Raw genomic sequence first — 19,290 nt, 5'->3', positions numbered from 1 at the left:
AACAAGGATGCACACAACATGAACTTGCCTTTAAAACGACCGTCTCAAATTGCACTTATTGTTTCAATAGCATTAGGCTTAAGTGCCTGTAGCGACACGACTGCGACCACTCAGATACCTACTGAAAAGATAGATACTGCTGCGGCTATCGATTTTGTCAATAGAGCTGAAGCCGATTTAGCCAATTTATCAATTGAAGCTAATCGGGCTGAATGGATTTATTCCAATTTTATCACTGATGACACCGCGGCGTTGTCTGCCGCTATGGGTGAAAAAGTCACCTCAACATCTGTGCGCTATGCAACTGAAGCGGCGAAATATGCCAATGTAGAGCTTGATGCTGTTAATGCAAGAAAACTTAACAGCTTACGCAGTAGCCTTGTTTTACCAGCCCCTCTAGACCCAGCTAAAAACGCAGAACTTGCCAGCATCGCGTCTGAACTTAACGGTTTATATGGTAAAGGCAAATACTGCTTTGCCGACGGTCGCTGCCTCACTCAACCAGAGCTTTCCAATATAATGGCAGAGTCGAAAGACCCTGCAGTGCTTTTAGAAGCTTGGAAAGGTTGGCGTGAAATAGCCAAACCAATGCGTCCACTATTTGAACGAGAAGTCGAATTAGCTAATCAAGGTGCACAAGATTTAGGCTACGCCGACTTATCTGAATTATGGCGAAGTCAGTATGACATGGAGCCAGAAGCATTCTCTGCCGAATTAGATCGTCTATGGGCACAAATTAAGCCTCTATATGATTCATTACATTGTTATGTTCGTGGTGAACTAAATGAGCAATACGGTGACGACGTTGCACCTAAAACAGGCCCTATCCCTGCACATTTATTGGGCAATATGTGGGCTCAGCAATGGGGCACGATTTATAATAGTGTCGCACCTAAAGATGCAGACCCAGGTTACAACGTTACCGAATTGTTAGCCCAGAATGGCTACGATGAAACAAAAATGGTCAAACAAGCTGAAGGCTTTTTCACTTCACTTGGCTTTGGTGCATTACCAGAAACATTCTGGACTCGCTCAATGTTTGTTCAGCCTCAAGACCGTGATGTGGTGTGTCATGCATCTGCATGGGATTTAGACGACCAAGATGATCTTCGGATAAAGATGTGCATTCAGAAAAATGCTGAAGACTTTAGCGTTATTCATCACGAATTAGGCCATAACTTTTATCAACGTGCTTATAAAAATCAGCCGTTTATCTTTAAAAACTCTGCCAACGATGGTTTCCATGAAGCCATTGGTGACACGATTGCCTTATCGATTACGCCTAAATATTTGCAAAAAATTGGCTTGCTCGAAACCGTACCCGATGCGTCAAAAGACATCGGCTTATTGTTAAAGCAAGCATTAGATAAAATTGCCTTTATGCCTTTCGGTTTGATGATCGACCAATGGCGCTGGCAAGTATTTAACGGCACCATTAAACCGGAGCAATATAACCAAGCCTGGTGGGACTTACGTGAAAAGTACCAAGGTGTTAAAGCGCCAATTGAACGTACTGAAGCCGACTTCGACCCTGGTGCTAAATACCATGTTCCTGGTAATGTTCCCTATACGCGTTATTTCTTAGCGCATGTTTTGCAGTTCCAATTCCACAAAGCACTGTGTGATATTGCAGGTGATACCGGCCCAGTTCATCGCTGTAGCATTTATGGAAATAAAGAAGCGGGGGCTAAGTTGAATGAAATGCTCGAAATGGGCGCCAGCAAACCTTGGCCGGAAGCACTGAGTGTAGTGACGGGTTCCGATAAAATGGATGCCAAGGCAGTATTAGATTACTTTGCACCTTTGCAAGTGTGGTTAGATGAGCAAAATACCCAAGCTAATCGTCAGTGTGGCTGGTAACGCTAGTGATGACCAATTGTACTAATGAACTGTACTAATGATCTGTACTAAAGGGTTATAGCAATTAGTTGAATTAATAAATAATAGGGCTGAATCAGTAGCTGACTCAAATAAATGGTCACTCAGAAACTCGCATTTTATCATCTAATTAATTCACTCTTGAAAAGGACGCCAATATAAATTGGCGTCCTTTTTATTTATACCGATAATTAATTAGCTTAAAACCTATCTAAAACCGCGACCTTTTCTATTCAGCTCACTATTTTCAATCCTTTTTTGCTGTGATTTTTTTAGCATCACAAATACAGCGCCAACGCCACCACTCTGTTTAGTAGCCGAATGGTATGCGATTACGGGGTCAATAAAGCGTAACCAATGACAGACTGCGGATTTAAGCAATCCTGGATAAGGTTTACTTTTATACCCCTTTCCATGGATAACCAGTATGTTACGTTCGCCGCGCTCATAAGCACTTAACACACAATTAAGTAAGCTTTCACGAGCCTGTAAAAGCCGATATTCATGTAAGTCTAATACGGTTTGAAAACGGTATTTTCCAAGACTAAGTTGTTTAAATACTTGGTCTTGGATGCCATCCATTTTATAACTCACCACATCGTCTGGCTTAAGGGGTGCAAATAAATAAGCCTCAGTGGGTAATAACTGTAACAACTCATGTTGCTCAGCTGCCGCTCGCTTTGCCAGTTGCGCATCTGTTAAACTTAATGGATTAAGCCATATTTGGGTGGTTTGTGGTTGATGTTCATATTTAAGAGGGGTCACATCGGCCATTTCTTGCAAAAATAATTCGTCATCACTTAACGACATATGTCACCTCCTACATACTTTGTAAAGATTCTATCCTTTAGCAAAGTTGCTCAATAATTTATAGTTGTGCTAACGGTATCGCTTGCCATTATTGATTTACATTAGATAAAAAGAGAATAATTCCTTGATAAGAATATTGACCATTTTGAATACGCCATGGCTATCTTCACTGCTTCTTGCAGTGAGCCTGTGCGTTAGCAGTTCGAATGTTTATGCCACTGAATCGATCCCTCACCAGGTTTTGAATGCCAATTTTACAAAATTGACTAACGCTTTTGAACAACTCGATTTAGCCGCTATGGAAAACATATATACTGACGATGCAGTTTATATTTCTGAAACACAAGACAGAGGAATTATTAGCGGTAAAGAAAATATCCTCAATCTGTATAGCCGATTTTTTAATAAAATTAAACGTAAGAACGCTAAACTTGAAGTCGATTTTCGTGTACTTGTACGTTATAGCGAGCCAAATAGCGCAACTGACATCGGTTATTATTTAGTCCGTTTTCACCCAGGAAAAGAATCTGGCGAACCGGTCAGTGAGTTTGCCGGTAAATTTGTGACTGTGTTTACCAAAGACAGTAAACAACAGTGGAAAATTAGTGTCGACTCTAACACTCACGCCGCGCCACATTTTTACTATGACGCTAAACCAGTACCGAATCTTTATTACGGCCGACAATTTATCGCTGCCACGTCAAAAGAATTACCTGATGAACAATAGTGATTTATCCGCGATAAAGCAGGCATCTTGTCCGTGTGGCAGTAGTTTGCCCTACTACCAGTGCTGTGAAGCCTATCATGCCGGTCTTGTTGTAGCAGAGATGCCAGAGCGTTTAATGCGCTCTCGCTATAGTGCTTTTGTATTACGTCAGTTTAGCTACTTGATTGCCACGCATCATCCAGACTATTTACACGGTTTGACTGAACAACAGCTTGCCCAAGGTAAAACTCAGTGGTTAGGTTTACAGGTATTATCATCGAATCAACAGGCTGACTGTGGTGAAGTGACATTTAAAGCGTGGTTTATTGAAAATAAGCATATTGATGCGGTTTATGAATGTTCGTCATTTATCAAAAAAGATGGCTTATGGTTTTACACCGATGGACAGCAAATGCAAACTCGTTTACCCGGCAGAAATGATGCTTGTATCTGTTACAGCGGAAAAAAGTTTAAACAATGTTGTGCTAAACGTATGAGTTAACATCAATAAATAATGCTTAGCCCTTCTTATTGATAATAAATACTGGTGCAGAGTGACTATGTAGATACTAAGCAATCGTAAAACCATTATTTAAATGGGCACTAATTAACAATAGCGACGAAATAGCAATAGATGCGAGTTGCACAATCTTAATCGTCATCAGTAAAGTCCGATTCGCACAACAAGGAATACGCTGACTAAACCAATGAATTGCTCATTAATACTAATTTCTGCGGTTTAGACTCATGGGCATGAATAAACAAAGCAAAATCATTAACACGGATTGCAGGGCTATACAAAAATCCTTGTGCATGATGACAAGCACTTAATGTTAAAAACTCCTCTTGCTCTTTAGTTTCAACCCCTTCAGCAGTTAACGAAATATTCAATGCTTTTGCCATCGCGATAATCGCACTGACAATCTCACGACTTTCGTGGCTAGAAGATATATCCATGATAAACGAGCGATCAATTTTTAATTTAGATATCGGAAATTGCTTTAAGTACTTCATTGAACTGTAACCCGTCCCAAAGTCATCAATCGCTAAACCGACGCCTAACTCTGCCAACTCATGGCATAGATTGATAGCATATCGAATGTCACCCATGAGTTCAGTTTCAGTGATTTCAAGAATTAACGTTTTAGGCTTGATACGATAACGGGTGATTAAGCGCCAAACTTGTTCGTACAAGTTGCCACTAAAAAATTGCCTCGCAGCAACATTCACATGCATCGTAATATTGACGTTTTTATGCTGCCATAAATTCAGTTGCTTACAGGCCGTTTCTAATACCCATTCGCCAATTTGGTTAATCAACCCGGTTTGTTCTGCGATTTCGATAAACGCACCTGGATATAACACGCCTTTTTTAGGGTGATTCCAACGAATTAATGCTTCAGCGCCAATATACTGATTATGTTGTAAGTCCATTAAGGGTTGATAATACAACTCAAATTCTCGACCACGAATAGCACTATGTAAATCACGCTCTATTTCAGCGTTGGTGGTAAACGTTTCAAGTAGTGCTTCATTAAAAAACTGGTAATGTGCACCATTTTTCTTTTTAGCATGTTGTAAGGTAATATCGGCACAAGATAACGGGGCAAACATCCCAACAACAGACTTAATATCAACCACTGCAAGCGCCGGTTTTGGCTCAACTTTCTCACGCGAGATAACCGATGGCGCAGCTAGGTTCATATATAACCGGCTGATCATTTGTTCGACATCGGTCTCAGAGTGCATGGGTGGCAATAACACAGCAAATTCATCGCTACCTATTCTGGCAACATCAATAGCATTAACAGATACAGCAAAGTGTTTTAAGCGCCGTGCGATTTCGATTAAAAGGCTATCGCCTTGAACATGACCATGGGTATCGTTAAAGCGCTTGAAGCCTAATAAATCAATCAGAATCAGTATCCCAGCAGTGGCACGATCTAATTGAGGAGTAAAATGACTACGATTGTGCAAGCCTGTCAAAGAACAATGCCATGCTAAACGCTCTAATTCCGCTTTGTGAAAATATTCTGCCGAATTATCATAACTAGACACTAACGCATAATGCTTACCCTGCTCCGTTACAAACGGGGTAATATGATAATTTAGCCAATATTCACTGCCATCAATCCGCGCGAGCTTAAGGTTACCTTTAACAATCTCACTATTACGTAATTTATTGATTAGATCGTCAAGTAATTGTGGGGTATTTCTAAAAATATCAAGACTCGATGCACTATGGTGCTCAACAGTTTCCCGTGGCAACCCAGTCATTTTCTCATGGGCACTATTAACATACTCGATGATTAGACTATCGGTATTCACCAGCATCACGACATGTTCGGATTGCTCGGTTGCATTGCGCAATAAGTAAATTTGTTCATTGCTATCATAGGTATAACGAGTCGCTAGCGTCAAAGCTAATTGGTCAGCACATTGAATAGCAAACTGAATATCAGATTTTATCCAATTAACCTTTTCACAGCTTTCAACCGATAACACACCTTCAATATGTCCATTAATTCGGATGGCAATATCGATACTGGTGACAATGTTATGATGTTGGTAGTAATCTGAAAATGTTTCAACGAGATTTATGTGCGAGTTATCAGAGGATAAAATATAACGGTGAGATCGTAATTCATTAAAATATTGAGGATCTATTGTGATGTGTCTCAGGTGAGATAAATGACTCAATGATTCATCAATCTTACTGGCTACTAGAGTATGCTGACAAGTAAAATTGTCTTCATCATCAGCAGTAAAATCATCATTCGCAGATTGACTTACGAGAGTCCACACGGATACAAATGACGCAGCAAAATACTCACGCAGCAGTTGACACACTAACTCTGCAGTTTTTGAGAAATCACCTTGTTGTTTAGCACTGGAATTTACAATTAATTCCAATAAGTGCTGTTGCTCTTTTCGATTCATTTACATCCCGAAAAATGGCTTCATAACCCTAAATTTTTACATTATTAATCAGTACACTTGTTATTATTAGTTCTGAAAATCAGAATTTGAGTGATAATGTTACAATAATACATAGGGAGTGAAGTTCGCGTTAAAGGTATGAATAACGTTACATTACCATACGCTACTATACCTTTTTGTTATGTAAAGCAGATTACACGCGATACTAAAAAACAGCAATCCTTTACTAATATATTGTTACGCTTTATTTGGATTGTTGACACGCTAAACCCACTCCCACAAAATGTGTTTAACATCAATTATATGACAATGTATATTTCTAATACAAACGACTGAAATCTACAGTTGATTTTCAAGTTGAAAAATCATTTTCTCTACGCTGAACGCAAAATCAAGCTTCAATGAAATAGTGCTATCTTCATCAATAATGTCCGCTTTAGTATCAGGAAAACGCTCTTGAGCCACTTGCAGCATAGATTGAGCTTGCAATAAGGCATCGTCTCCTACAAAGCTAAGCAGTAATAACGTATCTTCTGCTTCCACAACCGCGCCAATATCTACATAACTGCCGCATTCAGTACAACTGTCACTGACATTTCCTTGCTGCTGTTTAATTTGCTTAATCATTATGTCACCCCATCTGTTTGAATCACGTCAAATGGCAAATATAACTGAGTTTTGGCAAGCTTTTATTTGCCATGCTCACAATTATCAAAATTAAATCATAGTCTCAGGATTTTAGCCTGAAATCTCAGCAGTTAAGCCAGTTGTAAAGATAACGTATTAGATATTTTACGTTGCGTGCTGAGTTGTTCTAAAAAATGCATATCTTCTAATGGGGTGTGTTGTTGGTAAGCATTAATCGCTTTATGCTTAGTTAAGTAATCACAGTTACTTAATACTTCAACCATCGCATCAGATTGAGCGCCTCTTATCACTAGCGCTTCAGGTGTCAATGCTTGTTGTAGTTGAAACTGCCGTGCGCCTTGCTGCTGAAATAACATCGCGTTATCAATAGTGTCTGGGTGAATAGAAATATCATCTACTAATAACTGGGGTTGAGGTACAGAAAATTGTTGTCGCAGTTTTTGTGTGCTTTCTACATCATTATCTAACTGAAATTGAGCCATATCGCGAGCATCAACTGACAACATAGCCAATAGCAAACCAAATTCACCGCGACGATTGTTTTCAATCGCAACGTTTAATCGGCTCCCTATTTGTAACTCATTGACTAATGTTGACTCAATTTGCATATAAAAACATCACTACCACTGCTCGATGCTATTTTATCGACCAAACAGTCATAAACTTTAGTAAAATATTCAATTATCCACTTTACATATAAAAGGTTTCTGACTACTATGGCGACCGCAATTGAGGAGGGGTTCCCGAGTGGCCAAAGGGATCAGACTGTAAATCTGACGGCTCAGCCTTCGAAGGTTCGAATCCTTCTCCCTCCACCATTTGCGTTGCTTCAAAGTTCAAATCTAAAAGTGTTAAAGATGTAAAGAGTTAGAATGTAAAAAGAGAGTAAGAAAAAAAGAAAATATGTGGAGGGGTTCCCGAGTGGCCAAAGGGATCAGACTGTAAATCTGACGGCTCAGCCTTCGAAGGTTCGAATCCTTCTCCCTCCACCATCTTTCTTTTATTCCTATTTATCTTGCTGTGGAGGGGTTCCCGAGTGGCCAAAGGGATCAGACTGTAAATCTGACGGCTCAGCCTTCGAAGGTTCGAATCCTTCTCCCTCCACCATTTTACATTTTGCGATTGTTAATTGTATTTTAATCCAGATAACAATAAAAACACCATCAGTTCAAGTGCTAGAATCATTCCTCCTGTCATTTTTTGTCTCGTTAATACTTTCTGTTTTACCCTATCTCAGTGTTACAATTTATTGATATTCCTTACCTAATTACTTTCTGTATTACCTCGTGCTGTCATCTGTTGATTCTCCGGTACTGTCTTTCGTCTGCTATTTTTAATTAAATATGTTTGCTTATGTCGATAAACACTACTCTTAACTTTATATTTTAGTTATTATTTATTCCTTTTTGGAATAACGAGTATCATTGCATGTCATCTACTTGGGTCAATCAGGCCATCGCAAAAATAGAAGCCGATTTTCAACGGTCTGCAGACACCCATCTAATAAAATTAGATCTTCCACTACTTGTTGGAATAGACATTTATTTAAAAGATGAAAGTACTCATCCAACAGGTAGCTTGAAACATCGCTTAGCTCGATCACTGTTTCTATATGCGTTATGTAATGGCTGGATAAAAAAAGACACGCCCATTATTGAATCTTCATCTGGCAGTACCGCTGTTTCTGAAGCCTATTTTGCAAGATTACTCGGATTACCGTTTTTCGCTGTCATGCCAAAAACGACCGCAAAAAAGAAGATTCAACAAATAGAGTTTTACGGTGCACGATGTCACTTTGTCGATAATGGCAGTCAAATGTATGCTGAATCAGAAAGATTAGCCGCTGAGTTGCAAGGCCATTATATGGACCAATTCACTTATGCTGAACGCGCCACCGATTGGCGGGGTAATAACAATATTGCTGATTCAATCTTTAACCAAATGGAAAAAGAGCCTCATCCTATTCCAAGTTGGATTGTCATGAGCCCAGGTACCGGTGGCACTAGCGCAACTATTGGTCGCTATATTCGTTATCAACAACAACAGACGCAACTGTGCGTAGTCGATCCGGAAAACTCGGTATTCTACGATTACTTTCACAGTGGTGATGCGAGCATTATTAGCGATAAGAGCAGTAAAATAGAAGGAATTGGCCGGCCACGTGTTGAACCGTCATTTATTGCTGGTGTTGTTGACTGCATGATTAAGATCCCTGATGCCGCCTCTATCGCAACGATTCAGTGGTTAGAACAACTCATAGGGCGTAAAACGGGTGCATCTACTGGCACCAACTTATATGGGGCGTTGTTGCTGGCAACACAAATGCGTAATGAAGGTCAAACAGGCTCTATTGTGACCTTAATTTGTGATGCGGGTGAGCGCTATCTCGATACCTATTACAACCCGCAATGGATAGAAGACAATATAGGCTGTTTCGAACACTACCGAGAAAAACTCATCGCGTTTAATCAATCTGGTTTACTACGTTAACCTGGTGAAATTAAAAAGCCGTTGAATATAGATTCAACGGCTTTTTCGTTTCACCACTGGATATAATCTTAATTTTCACTAAGAAACACTTTAGTCTATATTCAAATACTTATGGGTTTGAATCGATAAACGCCAGTTACGGCTAATACACACCTTCATGGCAAGTTCTGTTGCGCGCGCCTTTTGGCTAATAGGTTGTAAGCAAATGGTTTTATCAGTGACATCAATATTCAGCAATAATTCATCTAACTCTTCAATATGGTGTTCAGTGGCGATCGGATGCTTAATTTCATTAGCACGATTTAATGCTTGTTCGAGTACCTTATAGCCACCTTTCATATTGATTTTAGGTGATACAGTCACCCAAACATCTGTATGACATTTCACCTCAAAAGTACCACTGGTTTCTATTTGTACCTGATAACCAGCCTCAATAAAAATCGTGGTTAATTCTGTTAAATCGTACAAACACGGCTCACCACCGGTTAGCACAATGTGCTTAGCAGTAAAGCCTTTATCTTGGAATGCTTGCACTAATGTGTGACCAGTATGATCAGCCCATCTGCCGATAGTGCCATCAACTTGAATCACTTGCTCGGCAGTCACTTTATTTTCGGGTAACACATCCCACGTTTGCTTAGTATCACACCATGCACAACCTACAGGACAACCCTGCAAGCGAACGAACAGTGCAGGAACACCAGTATATGTGCCCTCACCTTGTATTGTTTCAAATACTTCGTTAACGGGATATTTCATTGTTTACCTTACTTCTGCTGACAAGTATTGGCTACCTGGCTTATAACGGGGCGGCATTTATAGAGTATTTTAGCGTTAGCTGCAAGTATTTACACCTACAGCTTTGCAGTTGGGCCTGGCTTAGGTAACATATCAATTCTATTTACCTGAACCACTAGGCGTTGATCACACCGATCTTGCGAGTCAGTTCAGTACGTTAAGAGTATATCCATGTCAGATGCAAAGCAAAATACCCCAACTAAAGCCCTTGTTGTTTTCAGTGGCGGTCAAGATTCAACTACTTGCCTTATCCAGGCTTTATCTCAATATGATGAAGTGCATGGGATCACATTTGATTATGGTCAACGCCATCGTCAAGAAATCGAAGTGGCAAAATCTTTAGCAACAGAGTTGAAACTAGCTAGCCATAAAGTCATGGACACCACCTTATTAAACGAGTTAGCCATTTCAGCATTAACACGTGATGCTATACCGGTATCACATGAGTTGATGAATAATGGCTTGCCGAATACTTTTGTGCCTGGACGTAATATTTTATTTTTAACCTTAGCAGGCATCTACGCTTATCAATTGGGTTGCGATGCTATTATTACCGGCGTGTGTGAGACCGACTTTTCTGGCTATCCAGATTGTCGTAATGAATTTGTTCAATCAATGCAAAACTCATTAGCGCTAGGAATGGATAAACCCCTCAAGATAATTACTCCATTAATGTGGCTTAATAAAGCTGAAACCTGGGCGCTGGCTGATAAATATCAGCAATTAGCTTTAGTGCAACATCAAACGTTAACTTGCTATAACGGCATTATTGGTAAAGGTTGTGGTGATTGCCCCGCTTGTGTATTACGTCAACGTGGCCTAGATGATTACTTGCAAAATAGTCAATCAGTGATGGACTCATTAAACAGTAAGCTATAATAGTATCGATAACTTGCTGTCACTAACGGCAACGGATTAATGCAACTCGGCGGCAGCGCTATTTTGATGACGACACCAACATACACACAGGTTAACGCCATGCGTTAATTTTGCGCTACAGTTAAGTTTAGTGTCTTTAGATAAATTAAATTGGCTTGTTTTGACGGTGCGAAAAGAGGATATTTTGCTAAATCATAAATCAAACACTGTTGGGCTTTATCACTTTGTCGTTGCCATAAGTCTTATTTGTATTGGGCTTTTTGCGGCAGATATACCAACGCCTGCATTTTTGCCCATTGATCAGTATTTAAGTTATCAATATGACGCCATTACTGATGGACAAATATGGCGATTAATCACCGGTAACCTGTTACATACTAATTTATGGCATTTACTGATGAATTTGGCAGGATTATGGGTAATTGTGTTTTTACATGAAGTCCATTACAAGCGTCATCCAGGCAAATTTACATTGCTGTTTATCAGTTTGTGTATTTTGGAAGGTATTGGTTTATATTTGTTTTATCCTAGTTTAAAAGCCTATGTTGGGTTAAGTGGTTTGTTGCATGGATTATTTGCTTTTGGTGCAGTAATGGATATCCACAAGGGTTACCGTTCAGGTTATTTACTGCTGCTTGGTGTTATCATTAAGGTTGGATACGAGCAGATATTTGGCGCGACAAACAGTATCACCCAGTTAATTAATGCCAGAGTTGCCACTGAATCACATCTGGTGGGTCTCATTTGTGGCATCTTGTGTGCGTTATGCTGGTCAACGATTGCCCACCGCTTTAAATACCACAATTTACCTTAACGCTACACGCAAACGGTGTTTATTTTAACGCTGATTGCACATACTGATTGTACATACTGGACAAACAGTATGTGGAATTAATTTATTATAGGCTCTGCTGACTCAGACTCAATCTCTGGCCCATCCATTTCCTTAGACATCCCTGTTTCAGGAACTTTTTCTGATTCAGATTCAATATCTTGGATTGCTGTATTTGATTGAGCTCGTTCAACTAACTTATCGTATTCAGCTTGAGTAATAAGATAACTTTTTAACGGAGGTAATGGTTTTGTTGTCTGTTCATCAGTCACCGTGACTTCTGTCATACCACTGATATCAACTCGACCAAATATCAACGCGATAGTGATAACGAACACATGTATTAAAATCACGACCAATGTGGTGTAACGACTGTTACTCACTGAAGCCACAAAACGTTGCCAAGCATTGCCACTAATGATTGGTTGATTGGGCTGCAATAAAAATTCACTATTATCTGATACGGATCCCATCGCGCCAGTTAACTGCAACTGAATTTCATCAGCGACTTGTTGTTGATGATGTTGTAATTGTTTTTCATCTACCACTTCATCTTCTGTCTCAACAAAAGGTGTCACGCCTTTATCAAATTCAATACTCGCACTGTCAATACTCGCACTATCAACTTGCTGTGATAGTTTGTTATCCCAACGTGGATCAGCGCTATTGGTTATCGCAGATTGAAGCGAACTGGACTGTGGTTTTTTTTCAGACATAAAGACTAATTCACCAAGAATGATGGGCTAAGTATAACGTCAACAACGTCATTGAGTAGCACCTTATTTGTGCTGTTAATGTTTGAATTGGATTAATAAACGTTTACCCAATCAAACGTTAAAATAAAATTATCAGTAACCCAAATATGGACAATATTTTCAGCTTACACGTGTTCACCTGAATATAGCTATTTGGTTTTGAGGCTGATAGACTAACCTTGCTCAAAATCCAATCAGCGTGATTTACAGGATATTATGAATTCATTATCAAACACTTTGGCATCTCAGCAAACAGTTGCGGTATCGAGCGGATCAGATTACTGCCAAGCAGAAGAAAAAGCTAATGCCCTTTCACATGCATTAGGTGTTATTGCTGGCATCATCGGCTTAATGTTAATGCTGATAAAAGCCCCCGATCATTTAACCTTAGTGCAAATTACTGGTGTGGCAATTTATGGCATTAGCATAATCGCATTGTTTCTTGCCTCTACATTATATCACTCAAGTAAAAGTGCACTGTGGCGTAAACGCTATAAAATGGCAGATCACTGTGCTATTTACACGTTAATTGCCGGCACCTACACGCCAATGATGCTAATCAGTTTACAAAGCACACAAGCCACGGTGGTACTTACTGCTATTTGGTCTTTAGCTTTGGGCGGGGTTATCTTTAAAACATTGTTTATCGGTCGCTTTAAAGCATTTAGCGTAGTGCTTTATTTAGTAATGGGTTGGTTATGCGTCACTGTAATGGGCGATTTAAAAACTCACATGAGCGATTTAGGCTTAAGCTTACTGCTTGCTGGCGGTTTATTTTATAGTCTAGGGGTGATTTTTTATGTTGGAAAACGCATTCCGTTTAATCATGCCATTTGGCATTTTTTTGTACTTGGTGGCGCATTCAGCCATTTTTTATGTATTTATCTCACCGTTTTATAACTGTTAAACGTAAAATCATATCTCATAAAATTACGGTTGTACTATGGCCGCAATTTTTCTATTATCTGTTGCTAATACACCACTAAACTCTGCTTGAAGACGTTATATGGGAGCACATGACTAAACTGACGCCAATGGAGCGAATATGGTTTATTGTAAATATTATCCCTCAAGGCACTGTGCTACCTTATGGAATTGTTGCTGATTTAGCAGGGTTACCTGGTCGAGCTCGTTATGTCTCTAGAGCATTGAAATTAGCGCCTGAAACACTTGGGCTCCCATGGCATAGGGTTATCAATAGTCAAGGTAAGATTTCCTTTGCAAAAAATACCGAACCTTTTCAAACACAGCAAGAATTATTAAGATTAGAAGGTATCACAGTGAACATAGGCAAGGTTTCGTTGTCTCAATATCAATGGAAACCCGATCTAGCCACCCTGGTAATGACATTACCATTTTAATCTTAGCTTATTCAGAATTCTAAACTTTAAGGTAATTATACATTGGTCAATAAATTAACTCGCTTATTCACTCTGATGTTGTCCACCTGTCCGGTGTTTTTCGCACAGGCAACTGACATTCAACAACTCACTGCAGATACTGAGTCTACGGCTAAATTGGCTGTGTCAGAAACGGCTGTGATTGCAGAAAAACTCGAGCAAATTAATGTCCCGGCTTCATTAGATGCAATCCAACAAGCTGCTATCTTATCGCCATTAACAGCCCACAGTGCTAAATATAATGTGTTTTATGGCAGCTTCGAACTAGGTGAAGCAAATTATCGTTTACCCGCTACCGACAGCGGTTTTTACAGCTATCATTTCGACAGCGATGTCAGTTTATTAATGCTGTCTGATCAACGTCATCTTACCAGCGAATTCACCCTTGAAAATGGTAAATTAGTGCCATTTCGATACATACAAGAACGCACTGGTACTGGCAGTGATTACACTGAACAGACTGCTTTTGCTAAAGCACAGAAATTTATTCATACCATTTATAAGCAAGAAGCATTAAAGCTACCATATGAAGAAAAGGTGTTTGATCCGTTAATGGTTCAATTACAATTCAGAATGGATCTAGCAGCCAACATACGACCATTAGATTATAAAATGGTTAAAGAAAAAGAAGTCGATGACTATCAATTTAGAGTCATAGGCAAAGAAAAAGTCACCATAAAAAGTGGTACTTACGATACCGTCAAAGTTGAAGTGGTGCGTGACAGTACCAAAAGACAAACATTTTTCTGGATGGCGCCTGATTTAGCTTATCTACCCGTTCGTTTAAGCCACTTTTCAAAAGGCAGCAAACAGCTCGATATTCAGCTAGCCAGCTACCAATTCGAAAAACCATTGCCTCCCATGACGCCCGTCGTCATCGACGGTCCTAAGCCTGAAGCTTCAACGACTGTGGATGAACTAGTCTCTGAAGCTGAAAATCAAGCTGGCATTAGTGAGTCTGAATTAGATGAAATAAAACAGCTAGCTGTTGATTAACTCGCCTTTACGGAATAACTTCCACTCACCTGGTTGCAAAACAACCCAATTTTCATTATTGGTTAATGGTCTAGTCGCAATCACAGTCACCACGTCATTTGGCGTGGTTTCTTGACTAAAATCGATAACTACATTGGTATCAATCAAGGTAGCTTGTCCAAATGGAGCACGGCGAGTGATGTGACATAGGTTGTTAGTGCAATAGGTCATTAAGTCTATGCCATTGCTCAACAACATATTAAAAACACCTAATTGTCTTATTTCATCTGCGAGCAGGCTTATATACTGAAACACTTCATTCATGTTTTCAGGTTCATACTCTCCAAACTTATTAACCACTGATTCCAATATCCAGCAAAAAGCCAGTTCACTGTCAGTATCGCCAACAGGCTGAAAACGTGACACTGAAAAAGTGGATTGATAATCGGTTAATTGGCCATTGTGCGCATAAGTCCAATAACGGCCCCATAGCTCACGACTAAATGGGTGAGTATTGACCAAGGACACACAACCTCGATTAGCTTGGCGAATATGACTTATCACGATTTCACTTTTAATCGGATATGACTTAATAAGTTCGGCAATATGTGACTTACTGCTAGGACAAGCATCTTTAAAAGTACGGTTACCTTTACCTTCATAGAAAGTAATTCCCCAGCCATCAACATGAGGACCAGTAACGCCACCGCGTTCAGCTAAGCCGGTAAAACTAAAAACAATATCCGTTGGCACATTGGCACTCATCGCCAGTAATTCACACATTAGCCTTGCCTTTTATGTTGCTATATTGAGCTAAACACTTTTGAAGAACGTATTGTAACTACTAAGCTAATTGAGTGGAACATTTCAGACACACAAATATTTAAACAATTGTTTGAAAAACACTTGTATTCGAGGCCCCATAAGGTTAACTTTTACGTGACACAGGTCTGACCACGTTCATTCTTGTGAATGAGATCAATAATAAATAAGCTATTTTGTCTACATAAATAGCTTTAAGGAGAAGTACATTGACCACCCTACTTTGGATCATCGCGATGATCTTTGTGCTCGGCGCCATGGCATACCTGCGGGTATCGTTATTATCTACAACAATTGCTGCGGCGATTGTGTTAGTTGTCGGTAGCACTTTGGACATTATTAGTGTAATAACATGGATTGTTTTCCTTGTCATTGCACTGCCACTAAACATCAAATCATTCAGACAGAATTTTATCAGTCGTCCACTGATAAAAGTGTATCGCGGTATCATGCCAGAGATGTCTTCTACTGAAAAAGAAGCCATTGAAGCAGGTACAACGTGGTGGGAAGCAGATTTATTTGCAGGTAACCCTAACTGGAGCAAATTACACAACTATCCTAAAGCGCGTTTAACTGCTGATGAGCAAGCATTCATAGACGGACCGGTTGAAGAAGTATGTAAAATGCTCAATCAACACGAAGTGTCGCATGTGCTAGGTGACTTGCCACAAGATGTATGGCAATTCTTAAAAGATAACGGTTTCTTCGCGATGATCATTAAGAAGAAGTATGGCGGTTTAGAATATTCTGCTTATGCTCAATCTTGTGTATTACAAAAACTTGCTGGTGTGAGTAGCGAACTTGCCTCAACAGTGGGTGTTCCTAACTCGTTAGGCCCTGGTGAGTTATTACAGCACTATGGTACTAAAGAGCAGCAAGATCATTATCTACCCCGTTTAGCTCAAGGTTTAGAAGTGCCATGTTTTGCACTCACTAGCCCTGAAGCAGGCAGTGATGCTGGCTCAATCCCAGATTTCGGCGTGGTATGTAAAGGTGAATTCCAAGGCGAAGAAGTTCTTGGTATGAAGCTAACGTGGAACAAGCGCTACATTACTTTAGCACCTGTTGCTACTGTACTTGGTCTAGCGTTTAAACTACGCGACCCTGAACACTTATTAGGTGATAAAGAAGAACTAGGCATTACTTGTGCACTTATCCCTACTGACATTCCAGGTGTTGAAACCGGACGTCGTCATTTCCCATTGAACTGTATGTTCCAAAATGGTCCAACACGCGGTAACGAAGTGTTCGTACCACTAAGCTTCATTATTGGTGGCCCAGAAATGGCTGGCCAAGGTTGGAGAATGTTGGTTGAGTGTCTATCTGTAGGTCGTGGTATTACATTACCGTCAAACTCAGCTGGTGGCGTGAAAACTGCCGCTATTGCTACGGGTGCTTATGCACGTATTCGTCGTCAATTTAAATTACCTATCGGTAAGTTAGAAGGCATCGAAGAGCCAATGGCACGTATAGGCGGTAATGCTTACCTTATGGATGCGGTGGCGACGTTAACCACTACAGCTATCGATTTAGGCGAAAAGCCATCGGTTGTTTCAGCTATCGTTAAATTCCATTTAACCGATAGAATGCAAAAATGTATCATTGATGCAATGGACATACACGGTGGTAAAGGTGTGTGTCTAGGGCCGAATAACTACTTAGGCCGTGGCTATCAAGCTGCACCGATTGCGATTACTGTAGAAGGTGCAAATATTCTAACTCGCTCAATGATCATTTATGGACAAGGCGCAATTCGCTGTCATCCGTATGTATTGGCCGAAATGGAGTCAGCTTTTGATACTGATGCAAATCGTGGTTTAGCTAACTTCGACGCGGCTATCTTTGGTCATATTGGCTTTGCAACGTCTAACTTCATTCGTAGCTTCTGGATGGGCATAACCTCATCTCGTTTCTCGAATAGCCCTTACTCAGATAAAACCAAGCGTTACTATCAACAGATGAACCGTTTCAGTGCTAACTTAGCATTATTATCTGACTTAGCGATGGCTACACTGGGTGGAAACCTAAAACGTAAAGAACGTATTTCTGCTCGTTTAGGTGATTTATTGAGCCAGCTATACCTGACTTCTGCAACGCTAAAACGTTATGAAGATGATGGTCGTTTAACTGAAGATTTACCTTTAGTTCAATGGGCTGTTGAAGATTCGTTGTACAAGTTACAAGATTCGTTAGATGACTTACTGAACAACTTCCCAATGGGTTTAGGCATTGCACTTCGCGCCGTTATCTTCCCATTCGGTCGTCCAATTAAGCGCCCTAGTGATGTATTAGATCACAAAGTGGCTAAGATAATGCAAACTCCTTGTGCTAGTCGTGACCGTTTAGGTAAAGGCCAGTTCTGGACTGCATCTGAGTTCAATGCTGTAGGTATCCAAGAACAAACGTTTAAAGATATCCTTGCCGCAGAGCCACTGTACGACAAAGTCTGTAAAGCTGCGGGTAAGCGTCTGCCATTTATGTGGTTAGATAAAGTTGCTGCTGAAGGTAAAGCGCTTGGTGTGTTAAGCGACAGCGAAATCGCTTTACTTGAACGAGCTGAAATTGGTCGCTTAAAATCAATTAACGTTGATGATTTCGATACCGATGAGCTTCGTGCGCAACTAGCACCTAAAGCTAAGCAAGAAAAAGCAGCCTAGCTGCTAGGTTAAAACCTAAAAAAAAAAGGGTAAAGCGCAAGCTTTACCCTTTTTTATCGCTAAAAATTGATGCTATCGCTCAAGGATAATAATGAAACAACTCACCGGATTACAACTGATGCAAGCCATGCTTAATGGCGACATACCTGCCCCGTCAATAACGCAAACCATACCGATGAAAGCTATCGAGGTCAGTGAAGGAGCAGTAACGTTTGAAGCCCATGCAGATGATCGTCATTTAAACCCGATGGGCGGCGTACACGGTGGCTTTGCAGCGACAGTCATGGACACAGTAACAGCCTGCGCGGTTCATTCATCACTCCCTGCAGGTGTCAGTTATTCAACCATTGATTTGAACATTAAAATGGTTCGGCCTGTGCCACAAAACCAGCGACTAATCGCAAAGGGAAGCTTAATGAACTTATCAAAATCGTTAGGCATATCTGAAGGCACCTTAACCACTGAAGCAGGTAAGTTACTCGCTACCGCTACAGCGACCTGCCTTATTCTGCGCCCTTAGGTAGTTGGCTAAACGGTACTTTGCACTTTGAACTTTGCACTGCTAGATGAAACGGCATAATAATACGTATTCCATTAGTAATTAACTCCAGCGCTGCCATTCCGTTTTCAGTTTAAATGCCTCGATAAAGCCAAGTTTGCTCCTCGTAAATAATTGAAACAAAAAAGCCAGTCACTTCAA

Annotated in this window: 18 protein-coding genes and 3 tRNA genes; 14 read left to right on the top strand and 7 right to left on the bottom strand. The window is 40.2% G+C overall.

Going from position 1 to position 19,290, the window contains the following annotated elements; genetic code table 11:
- Positions 1–18: 18 nt before the first annotated feature.
- Positions 19–1,860, top strand: coding sequence for a M2 family metallopeptidase (locus H5125_RS11965; protein WP_101088396.1), 1,842 nt, complete (start codon positions 19–21; stop codon positions 1,858–1,860).
- Positions 1,861–2,085: 225 nt separating this feature from the next.
- Here H5125_RS11965 and smrA read toward each other — a convergent pair whose 3' ends face one another.
- Positions 2,086–2,688: a DNA endonuclease SmrA gene (gene smrA / locus H5125_RS11960; RefSeq protein ID WP_101088397.1), complete on the bottom strand. Its 603-nt coding sequence runs from the start codon at positions 2,686–2,688 to the stop codon at positions 2,086–2,088.
- A gap of 124 nt (positions 2,689–2,812) precedes the next feature.
- Between smrA and H5125_RS11955 the strand changes: the two genes are divergently transcribed.
- Together H5125_RS11955 and H5125_RS11950 are read left to right on the top strand one after the other, a co-directional pair.
- Entirely contained in the window at positions 2,813–3,415 is a 603-nt protein-coding gene (locus H5125_RS11955; RefSeq protein WP_242445209.1) for a DUF4440 domain-containing protein, read from the top strand.
- Positions 3,405–3,896 (top strand): YchJ family protein, encoded by a 492-nt coding sequence (locus H5125_RS11950; protein WP_101088398.1) that lies wholly within the window; start codon positions 3,405–3,407, stop codon positions 3,894–3,896. The genes H5125_RS11955 and H5125_RS11950 overlap by 11 nt, the downstream gene beginning before the upstream one ends.
- A gap of 197 nt (positions 3,897–4,093) precedes the next feature.
- On the opposite strand, the gene H5125_RS11945 is transcribed toward H5125_RS11950, so the two are convergent.
- The 3 genes from H5125_RS11945 to H5125_RS11935 all read right to left on the bottom strand — a co-directional run bounded on the left by H5125_RS11945 (position 4,094) and on the right by H5125_RS11935 (position 7,590).
- Positions 4,094–6,334, bottom strand: a complete 2,241-nt coding sequence (locus tag H5125_RS11945; RefSeq protein ID WP_101088399.1) for an EAL domain-containing protein — start codon at positions 6,332–6,334, stop codon at positions 4,094–4,096.
- A 339-nt stretch (positions 6,335–6,673) separates the two neighbouring features.
- A complete protein-coding gene (locus H5125_RS11940) occupies positions 6,674–6,961 on the bottom strand; it encodes a DUF406 family protein (RefSeq protein WP_101088400.1) in 288 nt (95 codons plus the stop codon).
- 131 nt (positions 6,962–7,092) lie between these two features.
- The gene (locus H5125_RS11935) at positions 7,093–7,590 is read right to left on the bottom strand and encodes a VC2046/SO_2500 family protein (protein WP_101088401.1); all 498 of its coding nucleotides are present in this window, start codon (positions 7,588–7,590) and stop codon (positions 7,093–7,095) included.
- A gap of 125 nt (positions 7,591–7,715) precedes the next feature.
- Here H5125_RS11935 and H5125_RS11930 point away from each other — a divergent pair.
- The 4 genes from H5125_RS11930 to H5125_RS11915 all read left to right on the top strand — a co-directional run bounded on the left by H5125_RS11930 (position 7,716) and on the right by H5125_RS11915 (position 9,472).
- Positions 7,716–7,800, top strand: a tRNA-Tyr gene (locus H5125_RS11930).
- 89 nt (positions 7,801–7,889) lie between these two features.
- Positions 7,890–7,974, top strand: a tRNA-Tyr gene (locus H5125_RS11925).
- Positions 7,975–8,004: 30 nt separating this feature from the next.
- A tRNA-Tyr gene (locus H5125_RS11920) sits at positions 8,005–8,089 on the top strand.
- Between the two features lie 321 nt (positions 8,090–8,410).
- Positions 8,411–9,472: a PLP-dependent cysteine synthase family protein gene (locus tag H5125_RS11915; RefSeq protein WP_182744326.1), complete on the top strand. Its 1,062-nt coding sequence runs from the start codon at positions 8,411–8,413 to the stop codon at positions 9,470–9,472.
- A 90-nt stretch (positions 9,473–9,562) separates the two neighbouring features.
- On the opposite strand, the gene queE is transcribed toward H5125_RS11915, so the two are convergent.
- Positions 9,563–10,231 carry a 7-carboxy-7-deazaguanine synthase QueE gene (gene queE / locus H5125_RS11910; RefSeq protein WP_101088403.1) on the bottom strand — a complete coding sequence of 223 codons (669 nt, stop codon included), beginning with the start codon at positions 10,229–10,231 and terminating at the stop codon, positions 9,563–9,565.
- A gap of 210 nt (positions 10,232–10,441) precedes the next feature.
- On the opposite strand from queE, the gene queC reads away from it, so the two are divergent.
- Positions 10,442–11,149, top strand: coding sequence for a 7-cyano-7-deazaguanine synthase QueC (queC, locus tag H5125_RS11905; RefSeq protein ID WP_162023023.1), 708 nt, complete (start codon positions 10,442–10,444; stop codon positions 11,147–11,149).
- Positions 11,150–11,333: 184 nt separating this feature from the next.
- Positions 11,334–11,963 carry a rhombosortase gene (rrtA, locus tag H5125_RS11900; RefSeq protein WP_101088405.1) on the top strand — a complete coding sequence of 210 codons (630 nt, stop codon included), beginning with the start codon at positions 11,334–11,336 and terminating at the stop codon, positions 11,961–11,963.
- A gap of 77 nt (positions 11,964–12,040) precedes the next feature.
- Here the strand turns inward: rrtA and H5125_RS11895 are convergent, their stop codons facing one another.
- Positions 12,041–12,697 (bottom strand): hypothetical protein, encoded by a 657-nt coding sequence (locus H5125_RS11895; RefSeq protein ID WP_182744325.1) that lies wholly within the window; start codon positions 12,695–12,697, stop codon positions 12,041–12,043.
- A 255-nt stretch (positions 12,698–12,952) separates the two neighbouring features.
- Between H5125_RS11895 and trhA the strand changes: the two genes are divergently transcribed.
- From trhA to H5125_RS11880, 3 genes are all read left to right on the top strand, one after another.
- Positions 12,953–13,636 carry a PAQR family membrane homeostasis protein TrhA gene (gene trhA / locus H5125_RS11890; RefSeq protein ID WP_101088407.1) on the top strand — a complete coding sequence of 228 codons (684 nt, stop codon included), beginning with the start codon at positions 12,953–12,955 and terminating at the stop codon, positions 13,634–13,636.
- Between the two features lie 116 nt (positions 13,637–13,752).
- Positions 13,753–14,097: an MGMT family protein gene (locus tag H5125_RS11885; RefSeq protein ID WP_101088408.1), complete on the top strand. Its 345-nt coding sequence runs from the start codon at positions 13,753–13,755 to the stop codon at positions 14,095–14,097.
- A gap of 75 nt (positions 14,098–14,172) precedes the next feature.
- Positions 14,173–15,132 carry a DUF3108 domain-containing protein gene (locus H5125_RS11880; protein WP_182744338.1) on the top strand — a complete coding sequence of 320 codons (960 nt, stop codon included), beginning with the start codon at positions 14,173–14,175 and terminating at the stop codon, positions 15,130–15,132.
- Here the strand turns inward: H5125_RS11880 and H5125_RS11875 are convergent.
- On the bottom strand, positions 15,118–15,894 hold the full coding sequence (locus H5125_RS11875; protein ID WP_101088409.1) for a class II glutamine amidotransferase: 777 nt from the start codon (positions 15,892–15,894) through the stop codon (positions 15,118–15,120). The genes H5125_RS11880 and H5125_RS11875 overlap by 15 nt on opposite strands.
- A gap of 248 nt (positions 15,895–16,142) precedes the next feature.
- Between H5125_RS11875 and fadE the strand changes: the two genes are divergently transcribed.
- Together fadE and H5125_RS11865 are read left to right on the top strand one after the other, a co-directional pair.
- Positions 16,143–18,590 (top strand): acyl-CoA dehydrogenase FadE, encoded by a 2,448-nt coding sequence (gene fadE / locus H5125_RS11870; RefSeq protein WP_182744324.1) that lies wholly within the window; start codon positions 16,143–16,145, stop codon positions 18,588–18,590.
- An 85-nt stretch (positions 18,591–18,675) separates the two neighbouring features.
- On the top strand, positions 18,676–19,110 hold the full coding sequence (locus H5125_RS11865) for a PaaI family thioesterase (RefSeq protein ID WP_208062823.1): 435 nt from the start codon (positions 18,676–18,678) through the stop codon (positions 19,108–19,110).
- Positions 19,111–19,290: the final 180 nt, after the last annotated feature.

The sequence above is a fragment of the Shewanella sp. SR44-4 genome, assembly GCF_014163715.1.
Taxonomy (GTDB): Bacteria; Pseudomonadota; Gammaproteobacteria; order Enterobacterales; family Shewanellaceae; genus Shewanella.
The sequence above is the reverse complement of the archived record's forward strand: the minus strand, read 5'-3'. Positions and strand labels throughout refer to the sequence as shown.